Source organism: Fundidesulfovibrio soli (assembly GCF_022808695.1).
Taxonomy (GTDB): Bacteria; Desulfobacterota; Desulfovibrionia; order Desulfovibrionales; family Desulfovibrionaceae; genus Fundidesulfovibrio; species Fundidesulfovibrio soli.
Genome location: NZ_JAKZKW010000001.1, coordinates 371601 through 386445, shown reverse-complemented (window position 1 = coordinate 386445; position 14845 = coordinate 371601). Strand labels below are relative to the sequence as shown.

Here is a 14845-nt window from a genome sequence, read left to right as displayed (position 1 = left end):
CCTAGACCCTCCTGACCCTGCGCGGCGCGAACAGGCCTTCCGGCTTGAAGATCAGCGTCAGCGCCATGACCAGATAGCTGAACAGCGTGGCCCACTTGGGCACCAGGACGATGGCGAAGGAGTTGACCTCACCGATGAGCAGCGCGGCCAGCCACGCCCCCCAGAAGTTGCCCAGGCCGCCCAGCACCACCACGATGAGCGAATCGATGATGACCTCGATGCCTGCGCCCGGCGTCACGGAGCGCAGGGGCGCGGCCAGCACGCCGGTCATGCCGGAGAGGGCCGTGGCTATGCCGAACACCAGGGTCATGGTCATGGGCACGTTCACGCCCAGCACGGAGAGCATCTCCCGGTCCAGGGCGGAGGCGCGCGCGATGCGTCCGCCCCTGGTGTTGTTGAGCAGCCACCAGGCAGCCACAACCACGACCAGGCCGATGGCGATGACCGCCACGTTGTAGGTGGGCACCACGATGCCGCCCATGTTGATGGCCCCGGAGAGGGCGGGCGGTTTGGCCAGGGACTTGTATTCCGTGCCCCAGACCAGCTTCACCAGGTCGTCGAGGATGAGGATGAAGGAATACGTCAGCAGGATCTGGAACCCGCCCTCGTCGGCGCGGCCGTAGATCCTGCGAAGGAAGAAGTATTCCGCCACCATGCCCAGCAGCCCCGCGAAGAGGCCCCCGCAGACCAGGCTGAGCCAGAAGCTCTGGCCCCAGACAGACGAGAACTGGTAGCCAACGTAGGCCCCGATCATGAAGAACGAGCCGTGGGCGAAGTTGAAGACCTTGCCCACGCCGAAGATGAGCGTCAGGCCGCTGGCGATGAGGAAGAGAAACGTCGCCATGGTCAGGCCGCTGATGAGCTGTACGACGATGAATGAAAAGTCCATGAGCCGCTCCTGGTTGTCAGGTGCATTCCGGGCGCGGGAGGGCTCCCCGCGCCCGGATCAAAGGCCGCGAGGCGTTACTTCTTGTTCTTTTCGATCCACTCCTTGGGCGGGAGCAGCTCATCTGCCTTGTAGACCTTCCACTGCCCGAGCATGCGGGTGGCGGGCGGGAAGGCGGTGTTGGGCACGGTCACGCCGATGGCCTGCACCTGCACGATCTGATGCGAGGCGGGGTCGATGTAGGAGGTGAAGCCCTCGGGGTCCTCGGGCTGCTGGAACTTCAGGCCTTCCAGCGCCTTGACCAGGGCATCGGTGTCATTGGGGTTGCCGACCTTCTTCACCGCCTCGGCGATGGCGTACACGCCCACGTAGGCGCCTTCGGCGGCGTAGGTGGGGTAGCGGCCGGTCTTCTTGTGGAACTTGGACACGTAGTCCTTGTTCATGGCGGTGTCGGGCCAGTTGTTGTGGTGCCTGGCGGAGAGCACGAGGCCCAGGGGCAGGCTGTCGCCCATGGCGCTCAGCAGCTCGTAGTTGCCGCCCGCGTCGGGGTGGAAATAGAGGCTCTTCTCGAACAGGCCGTAGGGCGCGGCCTGCTTGATGAAGGCCACGGTGTCGCCGCCCCAGAAGCCGCTGACCAGGATGTCCGGCTTGGCCTGCATGATGGAGGTGATGTAGGAGGTGTAGTCGGATTCGAACAGTTTGGGCCAGTACTCGCCGACCATCTGGTACTTCACGCCGAAGCGGTCCAGGTTGAACTTCAGCTCCTCGATCTGGGCGTGGCCGTAGGCGTAGTCGGGGCCGATGTAGGCGATGGTCTTCCAGGGCTTGGTCTGGGCCAGCTCCTTGAGGTAGAGCGCCCCGGCGGCCATGGACTGGAAGGTGTTGTTGGAGACGCGGAAGTAGTAGGGCTGGAGGTTCTGCACCGTCAGCTCGGTGGCCGCGTGGTCGGTGCCGATGAAGATCTTCTTCTCCTGCTTGGAGACCTCGGTGAGGGCCAGGCCCACGGCGGAACTGACCACGCCGAAAAGGAAGTTGACCTTGTCGTCGGAGATGTAGCGCTTGGCCACGGTCACGGAGTAGTCGGGTTTGGCCTTGCTGTCCGTGTTGATGAACTGGATCTTGTACCCGGCCACGCCGCCCTTGGAGTTGATCTCCTCGGCGGCCATCTCGGCGGCGGCCACGGAGTCCATGCCGTAGATGCCGGACCTGCCCGTCATCGGGTACAGCGCCCCGATCTTGATGACTTTGTCCTGTGCCAATGCGGACGTGAGCATACTCGTCAATAACAGCGACAAACAAAGAGAAGCGATGCGTCTGATGGATGCCATCCGTCATTCCTCCTGTTGGGTGTTTGACTCGACTCGATGTCCGATTCGGCACGGAACCGGATGTGTCTTGCTGGCTTGGTCCTCCTGTGTCGCGCCGGACGGCGGTCCGGTGATGCGGCTCTGTAAGTGCTTTGCGTCGGCTGTACGGGGAATGATCCCGAAGCAGCGGATAGTGGCATGATCCGTCCGATGCGGAACTGCATCAGAAGTGGCGGGCGGATTCGGTGCGGATTGTACGGCGTGCGCCCGCGTCACACCGCAAATTAAAGACATGATCCAATGGAACGGTGCGCGGCAGTGTATAGCCAGAAGCGTGCCGGACACGCAAAAATGAGGATTGGTGCGGGTTGAGGGGGATGCAGTTTGGGGAGGCTTGGTGCGGAATTGCGAAATTAAACTTGGCTAATCAAACTAACAGCTCTCAATATTTATAATTCGCACAAATGCGACAAAATCAATTCTGCGACAAGCCCGTATGGCCGAACAGGCCGCGATCCTTGAGCAGGCCGTATTTGGCCGCCTTGCGGTAGGCGGTGGCCTTGTCGATGCCCAGTTCCAGCGCCGCCTTCTGCCAGTTGCCGTGTTTGTTGAAGGCCTTCTCCAGCAGGTAGGTCTCCACTTCGGCCACGGCCTCGCTCATCCTGGAGCCGCGCTTCGGAATGTAGACCGAACGGCGGATATGGCTGGGCAGGTGCTCCACGGTGATCTCGTTGTCGGCCGTGGTCACCATCAACCGCTCTATCATGCTCTCCAGTTCGCGCACGTTGCCGGGCCAGGGGTAGAGTTCGAGCACGTCCACCGCCCCCGGGCTGATGGTCTTGCGGTAGCCGAAGCGGCGGTTGAACTTGTCCATGAAGTGCATCGCCAGCAGGGGGATGTCCTCCTGGCGCTCGCGCAACAGCGGCAGGTGGATGGGCACCACCATGAGCCGGTAGTAAAGGTCCCGCCGGAACTCGCGCATCTCGACCATCTTCTGGATGTCGCGGTGGGTGGCGCCGATGATGCGCACGTTGACGTTGATGGGCTTGGTGCTGCCCAGGCGCATGATCTGCTTGTCGTTGATGGCCCGCAGCAGCTTGGCCTGCAGCAGCACGGGCATGTCCCCCACCTCGTCCAGGAAGAGGGTGCCGTTGTTGGCCAGCTCGAACAGGCCGGGTTTTCCCTCCCTGCGCGCCCCGGTGAAGGCCCCGCCCTCGTAGCCGAACAGCTCGGATTCCAGCAGCTGCTCCGGAAGGGCGGCGCAGTTGATGGCGATGAAGGGCTGCGTGGCCCCTTTGCCTTTCTTGTGGATCAGCTTGGCGATCAGTTCCTTGCCGGTGCCGGAATCACCGGTGATGAGCACGGTGGAGTCCACGTAGGCCACCTTGGTCGCCGTGACCAGAGCCTGGGCCATGGCCCTGCTGCGGAACACGATGTCGCTGGCTTCTATCTGCAGGGAGCGCAGGTAGGATATCTCGGATTCGTACTGCTTGGTTTTTTCCCTGGTCTTGTTCAGCTGGTCGCGCAGGCTGAACAGGTCGGTGATGTCGCGCACGTTGGTGACCACACGCACGAGCTTGCCCGAGTCGTCGAACACGGGACTGCCCGTGACCAGCAGCCTGCGCTTGCCCTTGATGGTCTGGTTGATGGTGGCGGCCCTGCCGGTCTCCATGACCAGCAGCGTGACGGACTGGTCGTAGTATTTCTCCTCCACCAACTGCTGCATGTTCTTGCCGAGCACCTCCTCGGCCTCGATGCCGGTCATGCGCTGGTAGGCTTCGTTGAGCAGCAGCACGTTGCCCGCGCCGTCCGTGATGAACATGCCGTCGTAGGAGGAGTTGATGATGGCGCTGAGTTCCTTGATGTGGTCCTTGACGTAGTGGAGCTCGCAGGAGGCGTTTTCCAGGATGGTGGTGTCCTGGAAGACGCTGATGACTCCCGAAAGCTGCCCGGAGTCGTAGAGCGGCGCGTGGTTGGCCATGAGCACCGCGTTGTCGAGCGCGAGCATCTGCCCGTAGACGGGCTTGCCCGTGGCCAGGACCTGTGTCGCCAGGGAGCTGGGCAGGACAAGGGAGAGGTTCTTGCCGGCCAGCCCTCCCTTGGGGGTTTCGAGGAATGCCTCGACCGGTTCGTTGGCGAAACGGATCAGCCCGAGTGCGTCCACGACCATGAGCCCGATGGGTGCGGCATCGAGGATCGTCTGGAACGACGCAGGATCGCAGACATGCGGATCGGACACGCTCTCGCCCTCTCTGTTTCGTCGCCTGAAAGGAATACTCCACGCAAGGGAAGCCGGTACGGATGGATAAGTTTCACCCTACGCAGTGCCGCTCCATGAGTAAAGCTCGCGGGAGGCGGGCCGCCCGATGCAACAAGGCTACAACCCGGCCGGGGAGCCGAATGGGGCCGGGCGCGACGGGAGGAGGGCGCCTGTGTCCACGGCGTTTTCCATTGGGCCACGGGGATACTGCTGTTCGGCGAGAGCGTGGGCGCGGTCAGGCTGACCAGAAACGAGGCGAGTGAGGGGGGCTGCGCCGGGCATTTGCATGGCCGGGCATGCGGGCCGGAAGGCAGCAAAGCAGCGAGTGATTCAATTGGAGGGGTCGTCGTCTGCGATGCAGCGGTTGATGGCCTCGATGACCTCGTCGCTCACATCACGGGAAAATATGAGGTGCCGCTTGTTCCCCGGGGGGATGTCGTCCAGGCACTTCAGAACGTAGTCGGCGGAGTTGAGCCTGCGTGTGATGACGAGGTTGTCGAATTCTTCGGGGGGCAGGAGGATGTAGTCGAACCTGCCGGCATCGAGCATCGCTATGATGTTCATCTGTTCGGCGTTCACACGGAAGACGTTTGTCGGGTTCATCCTGATGATGTCGTCGACAATCTTGCCTTCGGAGTGGCCTGCGACGACTCCAAGGACCAGCTTCGACTTCACGATCAGCTCAGACAGGCTTGTGAACGGTGCAAAGGCTTGTGCATTTTCTTTCTTGAATATCGCAGCCTGTGGCTTGTTTTGATAGATTGGAATGGAAAATTTGGCGAATGATTCCCGCTCCTGCGTTTTGAACCAGCCGATGGACATCGCGTTGTGTCCGAGCTTGACCCCGTCCAACGCACGGTTCGACGGCAGCTCGGTCAGCGTGAAGTCGATCTTGGCACAATTGATCGCCCTGATCGCCCTTTCCAGCAGGATGCCCTTCGGCTCCCCCTGGGCGCTGTAATAGTACGGCGGGTAGTCAATATAGAAAACATCCATCTGTTCCTTCGCATACCCGCATAACGGATGGAATGCGAAGAGGATGAGGACTTGAAGACAGAAAATGATTCTCATAGACTTGGTCTTGTTATGATTGACAACTTACTGTTCAATTTAAACAAAAAAATGGAGTCATGGCAACCATGGGCGTGGTTTCTATCGGTTAAGTTGCTTTTGACAACATCTCCCCATGCTGCAACCTGGCTTAATCGGATCGCAAGAATATTCACCGGGCACGTTTTTGAGCAGGTCCGTCGCACAACATCGTCCCGCCGAACATACCGCAACCCGCAGGGCATGACGGCAGGGGAAGGGCGGGTGGGAAGTCGTCCCGCTGTTAGCGATTCGGTCCACAATTGCCCACGCTCGCATCATGTTGGAGGAGTCCGTGTGGTCCGGGCTCCCGCATCAGGAGCGTCGCGAGACGCCTGGAAAACCTTAACGGGTGCTCAAGCGCGCCTCAGGCACGGCCCGCTTGAATCACGCTCCAAAGTTGTAGGCACCGTGTGTCTGCTCACAGTCGCTGGAGGTGCCTGTCAGACCCCGATTTGCCAGACATGCGCCCTGACACCTTGGCGGGCCTCGGCCACGGCGGGGCCTGCGCGGGTTCCAGGCAAAGCGTGGGCAATACACAGGCCGGAAGGTTTACATCGTGACGAATAAGGTGCATGTGGTTTACGAATAAAGACATTTCCTGCGACATGCCCGGTGGGGCATGACGCGGGACAAAGTCCTCCGCAATTCCGGTGCCTCCTTCTTCGCAGAGGGTTACCTCGTGATGGGAGAAAGCTTCACTCTCTTGGTGACCGGTGGCGAGTCCCTTGCCTCTGCCATCGCCTCAGCCTGTGAAGAAACATTGGAATGCGCTCCGCCATTTGTTGCGCAAAAATCGATGGATCCGCCGGCATGGCGTGTGATCGTGAGGGTTCGCCCGACCCTGTCAATTCCCGAGACGGACTGGATGGACGTGGCCAACGCCCTGGTTTCAGCATTTTCAAGCTACGACATGACCATTGAGCATCCTCAAGAACGTGAACTTCGCGAACGCCTCGATAGACTTTGGGACAGGGTCTGGGCTCTTTTGAAGGCTGTCCCCGGAGCGTCTGTTCACCTGGTCTTGCCAGACAGGAAACCGGTGCCCCTGAAGAAGGTGAAAAGCGCCGACCTCGCCTGGCGTTTGCTGGGTTAGGCCGGGCAAAGCACACCGGATATGATCGGAGAGGGTAACATCCGGATCAAACAGCCAGACTCTTGCCTCACTCCGCCTGGGGACACATACGTCCGGCAAGCGGAATGGCCACAGGAGACACCCCGCTGTTTCTCAACGGTTCTTTGATTTGCAGGGAACGCCCTGCGCCACCATGAAAGGAGGTTGCACGATGAATGTTCTTGTTGCTCACGACGGTTCTGTCCAAGCTGCCAAGGCCCTGGATGTCGCTATCCGGATTGCCGGTGGATTAGGCGGCAAAGTGGATATCGTCACCGTGGTGCCGGACTTGTGCCTAGCGACGGAAGAACTCTCCAACGAGGACTGCGACCTGGTCGCCAGCAGCCTGAACACTGAGGCCAGGGGCCTGATGAAGAAGGTTTCCGATGCGTTGGCCTCCAAAGGCATCAAGGCGGAGATCGTCATCAAGAACGGCCGCCCTGCCGAGGCCATCGTGGAAGCCGCCCGGGAGTTGAAGTCGGAGCTTATCGTGGTGGGCAGCCACGGCAAGCACGGCGCGGCGAAGATGTTTCTTGGCTCGGTATCTTCGCGGGTGGCGGGTTTGGCGGACGTGAACACTCTGATCGTGAAGTAGTTTGTGGAACGCAGGAAAGCAAAGGAGTGAAGAGCAATGGAAAATAAAGGTGCAGCCGGCGGTCTCTTGGGCATCGTGCCGGGCCTTGCCCTGATGGTAGGCACGTTCCTGTTTGCCAACTGGGCCGAGGAGGCGCTGAAGCCGGTCGACTTCTTAGGCTACAAGCAATTCTTCTCGCGCGTTCTCAACCTGAACTACATCATCATTTCCATCGTCATGGGCGTGTTGTACCGCAACGTCATTTTCAGGGGCACGATTCCCGCGTTCCTGGCCGATGGTTTCCGCACCACGCGCCTGTTCATCAAGACCGGCGTCATCATGCTGGGCTCCATCTACACCCTGGGCGGCCTGGCCAAACTGGGATTCCAGGCGGCGTTCCTGATCTCGGTGTTCGTGTTCGGCTCGGTGGTGCTGGTCATGTGGCTGGGCAAGCGCCTGAACATGGACCGCTCCCTCATCGGCGTCATGTGCGCTGCCTGCGGCGTGTGCGGCGTTTCGGCCGCGGTGGCCACCAGTCCCGGCGTCAAGGCCAAGCCGGCCGAGGTGGCTCTGGCCATCGCCACCATCCTTGGCTTCGGCGTGCTGACCATGTTCATCTCCCCCTACCTGGGCAACCTGTTCCACTTCTCCGACTACCAGTACGGCGTGTGGGTCGGCACGGGCATCCTGAACTCCGGCCAGGTGCTGGCCGCCTGTCTGGCCTTCAACCCGCTGGTGGCTCCCGGCACGGCCGTGGCTTACGGCGAGTTGTGGAACGTGATGCGCGTCATCATCATCCCCTTCGTGGTCTTCGTGATCACCGTCTGGTACTGGAGCGGCAACAAGGACGACGTAGAGGCCCAGAACGTGAGCTTGTGGCAGATTCTCAAATCCAAGTTCCCCATCTTCGTGCTGGGTTTCGTGGGCATGACCGTGCTGTCCTCCCTGGGTCTTCTGGGCCAGGAAGGCTCCGAGACCTCCCATCTGCTGCGCACCCTGATGCAGTGGATCTTCGGCATCGGAATGGTGGGCCTGGGCGCCTACATCGACTTCGGCGAGATCAAGGCCGCCGGAGGCAAGCCCCTGATCGTCGGCCTCACCGCCGGAACGATCAAGTACGTGCTGGCGCTCATCATGGTCCTGACCATCATCCCCAAGTCCGCCCCGTTCTAGCCTGTAGGAGGAACGTATGTCTCAAGCTGCTGCGAAGAGCGGAAAGCTCACCGTTTTCAAGACTGACCGTCACGAGGACTTCGGGGCCATCTGCTTCGCCGTCCTGGTGGCCGCCTCGGTGATGATCTACATGGCCTTTTTCCTGGACAAAGTGACCATCAAAGCCCCCGCGGACGGCAAGCTCGTCGAGATGAAGGTGGCCATGGGCGACACCATCAAGGAAGGACAGCCCCTGTACACCTATGAAACCGTGAAGAAGAAATTCGTCGAGGGCAAGCTGGAGGAGAGCAAGGCCACCGAGACTTTCAAGTCCAAGACTCCAGGCAAGGTTCTGGAACTCAAGAAGAAACCTGGCGACGCCTTCAAGAAGGGCAACGGCCTGCTGGTGGTGGAGCATGTAAAGGGGACGCTTCCCTAATGAGCATTCTGTTGGCTCTGGATGAATCCACCCAGGCCATGGACGAAGCCGTGAGGCTCTCCCGCGAACGGGGGGAGCCTCTCATGGCCTTGTTCGTGCTCGACGGCAACTGGAGCGACTACACCGGCCACGACTGGCTCTCCGGATCCACAGTACGCGGCAGCTACATCGAGTACGCCGGGCAGGAGGACGTGAAGGACTCCGAGAGGCTCACGGCTGAGTTGCGCTCCAGGGCCGAGGGCATCGAACTGGAGGTGAAGGTCGTCCAGGGCGTGGTGCGCGAGGAACTCCTCAAGGAGGCCCGGACAGGAGGCTACGGCCTGATGGTGATGGCCCACCCCTTCTGGCGCGGTACGGCGACAGTGCGCGACACCGCCAAAGACCTCCTGGGCAAGCTCCCATGTTCGCTGTTCCTGGTGAATACGCCCGTTCGCCAGATTTAAGCTTGTTTGGGGGCAGCTGGCCCAAGAGCGCCATGCAATCTGAAGCGGATAGGGCACTCGCCAGCCCGGCGGCCAGCAGGCTCTGCCAGGGCTGGCTTGCCTGAGTCACACCGGCTGCCCGGACATTCTCGTGTGGCGACGGACTCGATAACCTCGGTTGCTCTCTCCTGATATCTCCACGTAGATTTTGCCCCTCAATCCGAGACAGAAACACGATTGAATAAGAACCCCGGCTCGAGAGATCGCTCTCGGCCGGGGTCTGTGGGCTTTGGCGTTTCATGCCGGAGCCGCGTTGGGATGTCCTTGGGCCTCGCTAGTTGGTCAGTAGCAAACTGAGCGGCAGGGCGACCGGGCCCGTGGCCGCGTAGGAGTTCACCTCCACCGGCTGGCTGGGGGCGCCCTCGCCGGTGGCGTTCACCGCGGACACCGCATACAGGCGCACGCTGCGGCGCGGCATGGCATCCTTGTATGAGGTCCCCGTGACCGCTCCGGTGGGATTGAGCACCCGCCACCCGGTTTCCGGCGTCCATTTGTGGATGCGATACCCGGTGAGCCCCAGGTAGGCGGACGGATTCCAGCGGATGAGCGCCGAATTGCCGCTGAGGACCGCACTGACGGCCTCCGGGGCCGGCGGCGCGCTGGCCGCCAAGGTGAACGGCCCCTGGACGCTGGGTGTTCCGGAGTTTCCGTCACGGTCCACGGGAGTGAACTGGTAATAATAGGGCACGCCGGCCAGGGCCGCCTCATCAACGAAGGCGGCGCGGCCAAGCGTCCGGTCCTGGGGCAGGCAGGAGCTGAATGGCCCTTGCGCCGACGTGCCCCGACCCAGCCGGAACCCGATGGTCGTAGGGCCGGGTCGGGCAAAGCGCAGTTCCAGCCGCCCGTTGGTGTTCGTCGCGGAGACGCTGCCCACTTGGGACGGCGCCGGGGTGGAGCCCGCGAGCTTGGCGGCGCAGGCGGGAACGGACCATGCGCCGGTGGTGGAGCCGTTCTTCGCGGCCACCCGGTAGCAGCTCGTGCCGCCGGGAGCCTCCCCGTCCACCCATATGGGCTCGGGACTTTGCCCGATCTCGGTCCATGGGCCGGCTTCGCTGGACGCCCTGGCCACTTTGTATGCGTTCAGGTCATTCTCGGTGTTCGGCGTCCAGCGCAGGCTGATGGCGGCCTTACCCGGCAGAATCTCCAGGCCTTTGGGCATGGCTGGCCCACCCGTGGCCGTGAACGTCGATTTGGCTGTGAGCACCCGCCCGGCAAGCGTGACGACCCGGACTTCCAGCGTGTTGAGCCCCTCGTTCAGCTGGGCTTCAGGCCAGACCTTGTAGGTGTGCCCGCTCCAGCTCCCCTGGAGCGACGCGCTTACATCCCTGCCGTTCACCCACATCTGGCAGCCACTGGGGTCCACCATGTCGTTTCCGGAAATGGGATGGCTGACCCCTAGGGTGGGGCAGCGCGTGGTCAGCAGCGCCCCGTCGGCTGGCGAGAGGGTCAGGCCGGCGTTGAGCGTCCCTGAAGGCGCGGGAAGCGCCACCGCGGCCCCGGCTGTGGTGGAGCCGATCAGGTCAAGTGTGCGGCTTGTGCCGCCTGGAATCAGCTGCGAGTTGCCCGATGTGTCCGTCAGGGCGAGTGTTTGCCCCCTGTTTTCCACGCGAAGTTTGCCGTTGGCCAACAGTTCGATGGTGTGGCGGGAGCCCTGGCTCGCACTGGGCGGAGGGGCGGCGGCCACAGGAGCCAGGCCCTGGGGCGAATCCCGCTGGACGGAATTCGGGGGCAGGGGGCGCTGGTCCCAGTAGTCCCGCAGGGTGTGGACGCCGTATTTGGCGAGCTGCCCGACCGTTGTGCTTATCACGAAGCCGTATCCGCCGGTCAGCCCCTTGGCTATGGCCCCGGCCGCCGTGTCCACGACCGCGCCCACCAGCCGTCGGGGCTCGTAGAAGGCGTTGTAGTGCAGTTGGTTGAGCCAGATGTCCATTGTGCTCGGCTTTTTGCCGAGGATCGAGGCGCTGCCGTTGCCGATCTCCACCAGGACCTGGCCGCCGTTGTCGTCACAGAGGTCAAAATCCGTTGTGCCCATGCCGTTGCCGAAGGAGAGCGAGACGCTCGGGTAGACCGTGTTGTACGGGCTCACCTGGCGCTCCCCATAGATGTGCGCACCCGGGACGAGAGGCATGCCCGGCGACACCAACTGGGGTTCGGGGGTCAGGGGCTGGGTCATCCAGACGGTCCCGACGACGCTCTCGACCCAGCCGAAGGAGCGTTTGGCCGTGGTGGTCACGGTGTCCTTGCTGTCCACCTCCACAGTGAGGCCGATGGAGACCGTACCGTCGGAGATGTCGGCCGGTCTCGAGGACGATTTTGACGCGGCGGCGGAGGGCGCGGCGAACGCGCTCGGATCCACGAACAGTTCGAACACGGCGAGGCCCGAGGAGTTGGTGGTCTGTTGATCGGGGTTCACGCGTGCCGATCCCGGCAGGTTCTTCACGCTGACGCTGAGCCCTTCGGCCGGAACGGCCGTACCCGTGATGATGTTGCCGGTATCTTCCGTCACCACGTTGTCGACGGTCACCCAGACGGTGTCCGCTGCGGAGACGGTTATGCGCCGGTTTTTGAGTACGAATATGTAAGCGGTCGATTCTCCTGTTTTCTGGACCAGTCCCGAAGTAGTCTCCTCGCCAACGGTCTTGGTCCAATTGAACTGGAGCAGGACGTTGACGGAAAATTCGTAGCTGTTCTGGAGGCCATCACCCAGTTGCGGGCACAGGAATTCGGTGTGGACGTTGTCGAATGCCTGTGTCCACCCCGTGGAGCTATCCCTGAAAGACTTGAATGTCTGCAAGGATCCAGGAACAATGGAAGCCCCGTCCGGGACATGGCGGTTGATCTCGGACTCAGGCACGTCGATGGAAAGATCCAGCGCAATGGCTCCACTACCCTGATAAAACAGTACAATCGAGCCGGTATGGTCGGTAGTCTTCAGCAGCTTCGCTGGTGAACATTCGAAAGATATGGTCGGTTTGAGCTCGCCGGCAATGGAATCCGGCGCGATCGTCGCAGCCGAGGCGACGCAATGGACTGACAGCACCAACACCAGAAGGATTGCCGTGTATGCCTGGCGGAGCATAGTGCCACCTCGGACTGGTTTTACATCAAGTACTCCAACATAATTAGAGGCAAGGCAATCAGTCAACATCATATTTGTGGCCAAATCCGCAGAACTGTCTTTATTTTAAAGAGTTAGAATGTATGGGGGTTGCTGGAGAAATGGCGAAGAGCAAGCTGATGTAGGGCGTTGTTATGTGTTCACATCTTGAATTCAGCGATTGTTTTGTAGACAATATTATTATTTGATCAAGTATCCATATGCGGAGACGATATGCAGGCTTGTTTTGTTGCGCTATTGACTTGGCTTGTTCTGCCTGTTCCGAATGTTTCCATGGCGCAGTTGAATGTTTATGATGCAAACAACAAATTTCTTGGTGTGTTGACGATCGGTTTGGCGCCGTTATCATTCTATAATCAAGCAGTCGGAAAGTTTTTTGTCATTCACAATTTGACGGACGATATTGCAGAATGGAAATTTGTATATACGTCACCAGACTGCGCTGGACGGGAGTAAGTTAGTTTAAAATTGGTTGGCGCTGTGATTGCGAGCGGTGGCGTCCTTTACGAATCCCTTGCAATTTCAGAAAGTGTATATGAAAAGTTACAGCATGAATGGGACATGTAAGAATTGTACAAGTTCATATGCGCAAACGGCAACCAGGGTGGGTATATTTCATGGAGATGTTCCCTTAACGCGTCCTAAACAGCAGCCAGTGAGTTTCAAGGTGGACCAGACCGTTAGGACTGCTGTCGTGCCGATGCCTCAATGGCGTAGACTGGCGACCCTTCAAGCTGCTTGCTCATAACTTGCTCTTCAACGAAAAAGGGGTTTAGGTGTGTCACCTAAACCCCTTAAATTCTTGGTGGGCAGTACAGGATTCGAACCTGTGGCCTTTGGCTCCGGAGGCCAACGCTCTATCCATCTGAGCTAACTGCCCGAAGAGCAGATTCAACTATGCCCAGCCTGAGTGAAAGTCAACCTTGACGGACGAGTCCGACCACCTTTTTCTGGTCCTGCACGTTGGAGACGCAGACCATATTGCGACCGTTGGACTTGGCGAGGTAGAGCGCCTCGTCCGCCCTGCGGATCAGCTCGTCCTTGCGGGAGAGCGCGCCCGGCGTGAGCGTGGCCACGCCGATGGAGCAGGTCACCTGGAACTGCTTGTCGGCGTACAGGAAGCTCTTGTGCTCGATCTTGCGGCGCAGGCGCTCTGCCAGCACCCAGGCCTGGTCCTCGTTGGTCTGCGGCATGATGACCACGAACTCCTCGCCGCCGTAGCGGGCCGCGAAGTCGGTCTCCCGGCAGGATTCCTCCAGGATGGCTCCAATGTCCTTGAGCACCATGTCGCCCGCCTGGTGGCCCAGGGTGTCGTTGATGGACTTGAAGTGATCCAGGTCGACCAGCAGCAGGCTCAGGCTCTGCCGGTAGCGCTGGTGACGCTTGAGTTCTTCGGCGATCTTGTCGTCAAAGGATTGACGATTATGGATGAGGGTGAGCCCGTCGTGGTCCGCCTTGGTCTTGACCTCGCGGAAGAGCATGGCGTTGCGCAGGGCCAGGGCCAGATGGTTGGCGGCCGCGCTGAGCGAGGTGACATGGTCCTTGCCGAGGCGCAGGTCCTTGTCCTTGCTGATGGCCAGGCAGCCGAAGGCGCTCCCCGCCACCTTGAGGGGCAAAAGCACCGTGGTCTGCGGGGAGGGCAGGGTGAGGCAGTCCTCCGGAAGGGCCTGGTTCAGGTTTTCCACCGTGAAGCCGTCCACCGGGCCTCCGGCCAGCTTGGTGGAGCTGGCCAGAAGGTAGTCGATCCAGGTCTGTCTGCTCTGCTGGTCATGGCAGGGGGCCAGGAACAGCTCAGCCACAAGCCTGCCGTCGTCGCCGGGCTGCCAGAAAGCGCCCTGCAGGCCGTGCACGGGGAAGAGCAGGCTCAGGTCCTCCCGGGCGTTGGCCAGGATGACGCTCGGTTCCAGGGACTGGGAGGCCCTGGTGAGCACGGTGTTCAGAAAGATGATCTGGTCCGTCTTGCGTGCCAGAAGCTCGCGCTCGAGCATGATCTCGCGGGTCATGCTGAAGATGTCGTCGTAGAGGCCGCGAACTTCCTTGGCCCTGAACACCGCGTCGCGGATCTTGTTGGCCGAGACGGGCGGCGTGAGCGCGGTGAGGAAGCCCAGCTCCAGGATCTCTTCCACGTCTGGGCCTTCGTGGGGGCCGTCGAGGATCAGCACTCGCTGGGTGAGCTCCCAGTCGCGCAGGTGCCTGCGGGAGGAGGGCGGCAGGGCGTTCCACACGGACAAGGGAATCCAGACCGTCAAGGGGCTGGTCTTGTCCATGTCGCGCTTGGAGGGCAGCGCGTTCAGGGGCCAGTTGCGCATCTGGTAACCGGAGCCGAGCGCCTGCTCCAGTTCCTTCATGAATTCTTCGCTCAGGCCAAGGCCCCAGATGAGCTCGGTACGGTTGCCGCGTCGCATGTCTTTCCTCCGGTTGGTG

General features: G+C 61.0%; 11 protein-coding genes and 1 tRNA gene. 5 read left to right on the top strand and 7 right to left on the bottom strand.

Annotation, left to right across the window (positions count from 1 at the left end; genetic code table 11):
- Nucleotide 1: 1 nt before the first annotated feature.
- The 4 genes from MLE18_RS01830 to MLE18_RS01815 form a co-directional block, all read right to left on the bottom strand.
- Nucleotides 2-889, bottom strand: a complete 888-nt coding sequence (locus MLE18_RS01830) for a branched-chain amino acid ABC transporter permease (RefSeq protein ID WP_243366811.1) — start codon at nt 887-889, stop codon at nt 2-4.
- Between the two features lie 74 nt (nt 890-963).
- A complete protein-coding gene (locus MLE18_RS01825; protein ID WP_243366809.1) occupies nt 964-2160 on the bottom strand; it encodes an ABC transporter substrate-binding protein in 1197 nt (398 codons plus the stop codon).
- Nucleotides 2161-2668: 508 nt separating this feature from the next.
- On the bottom strand, nt 2669-4432 hold the full coding sequence (locus tag MLE18_RS01820) for a sigma 54-interacting transcriptional regulator (RefSeq protein WP_243366807.1): 1764 nt from the start codon (nt 4430-4432) through the stop codon (nt 2669-2671).
- A 351-nt stretch (nt 4433-4783) separates the two neighbouring features.
- Complete coding sequence (locus MLE18_RS01815) at nt 4784-5449, bottom strand: substrate-binding periplasmic protein (protein ID WP_243366805.1); 666 nt, start codon at nt 5447-5449, stop codon at nt 4784-4786.
- Between the two features lie 715 nt (nt 5450-6164).
- Between MLE18_RS01815 and MLE18_RS01810 the strand changes: the two genes are divergently transcribed.
- The 5 genes from MLE18_RS01810 to MLE18_RS01790 all read left to right on the top strand — a co-directional run bounded on the left by MLE18_RS01810 (nt 6165) and on the right by MLE18_RS01790 (nt 9264).
- Nucleotides 6165-6638, top strand: coding sequence for a hypothetical protein (locus tag MLE18_RS01810; RefSeq protein WP_243366803.1), 474 nt, complete (start codon nt 6165-6167; stop codon nt 6636-6638).
- 172 nt (nt 6639-6810) lie between these two features.
- Nucleotides 6811-7251 carry a universal stress protein gene (locus tag MLE18_RS01805; protein ID WP_336605551.1) on the top strand — a complete coding sequence of 147 codons (441 nt, stop codon included), beginning with the start codon at nt 6811-6813 and terminating at the stop codon, nt 7249-7251.
- Between the two features lie 36 nt (nt 7252-7287).
- Nucleotides 7288-8403 carry a YeiH family protein gene (locus MLE18_RS01800; RefSeq protein WP_243366799.1) on the top strand — a complete coding sequence of 372 codons (1116 nt, stop codon included), beginning with the start codon at nt 7288-7290 and terminating at the stop codon, nt 8401-8403.
- A gap of 16 nt (nt 8404-8419) precedes the next feature.
- The gene (locus MLE18_RS01795; protein ID WP_243366797.1) at nt 8420-8821 is read left to right on the top strand and encodes a biotin/lipoyl-binding protein; all 402 of its coding nucleotides are present in this window, start codon (nt 8420-8422) and stop codon (nt 8819-8821) included.
- A complete protein-coding gene (locus MLE18_RS01790) occupies nt 8821-9264 on the top strand; it encodes a universal stress protein (RefSeq protein ID WP_243366795.1) in 444 nt (147 codons plus the stop codon). The genes MLE18_RS01795 and MLE18_RS01790 overlap by 1 nt, the downstream gene beginning before the upstream one ends.
- Nucleotides 9265-9577: 313 nt before the next feature.
- Here MLE18_RS01790 and MLE18_RS01785 read toward each other — a convergent pair whose 3' ends face one another.
- From MLE18_RS01785 to MLE18_RS01775, 3 genes are all read right to left on the bottom strand, one after another.
- Entirely contained in the window at nt 9578-12097 is a 2520-nt protein-coding gene (locus MLE18_RS01785; protein WP_243366793.1) for a fibronectin type III domain-containing protein, read from the bottom strand.
- A gap of 1127 nt (nt 12098-13224) precedes the next feature.
- Nucleotides 13225-13301: transfer RNA gene (locus MLE18_RS01780), tRNA-Arg, on the bottom strand.
- A gap of 37 nt (nt 13302-13338) precedes the next feature.
- Nucleotides 13339-14826: a GGDEF domain-containing protein gene (locus tag MLE18_RS01775; protein ID WP_243366790.1), complete on the bottom strand. Its 1488-nt coding sequence runs from the start codon at nt 14824-14826 to the stop codon at nt 13339-13341.
- Nucleotides 14827-14845 lie beyond the last annotated feature (19 nt).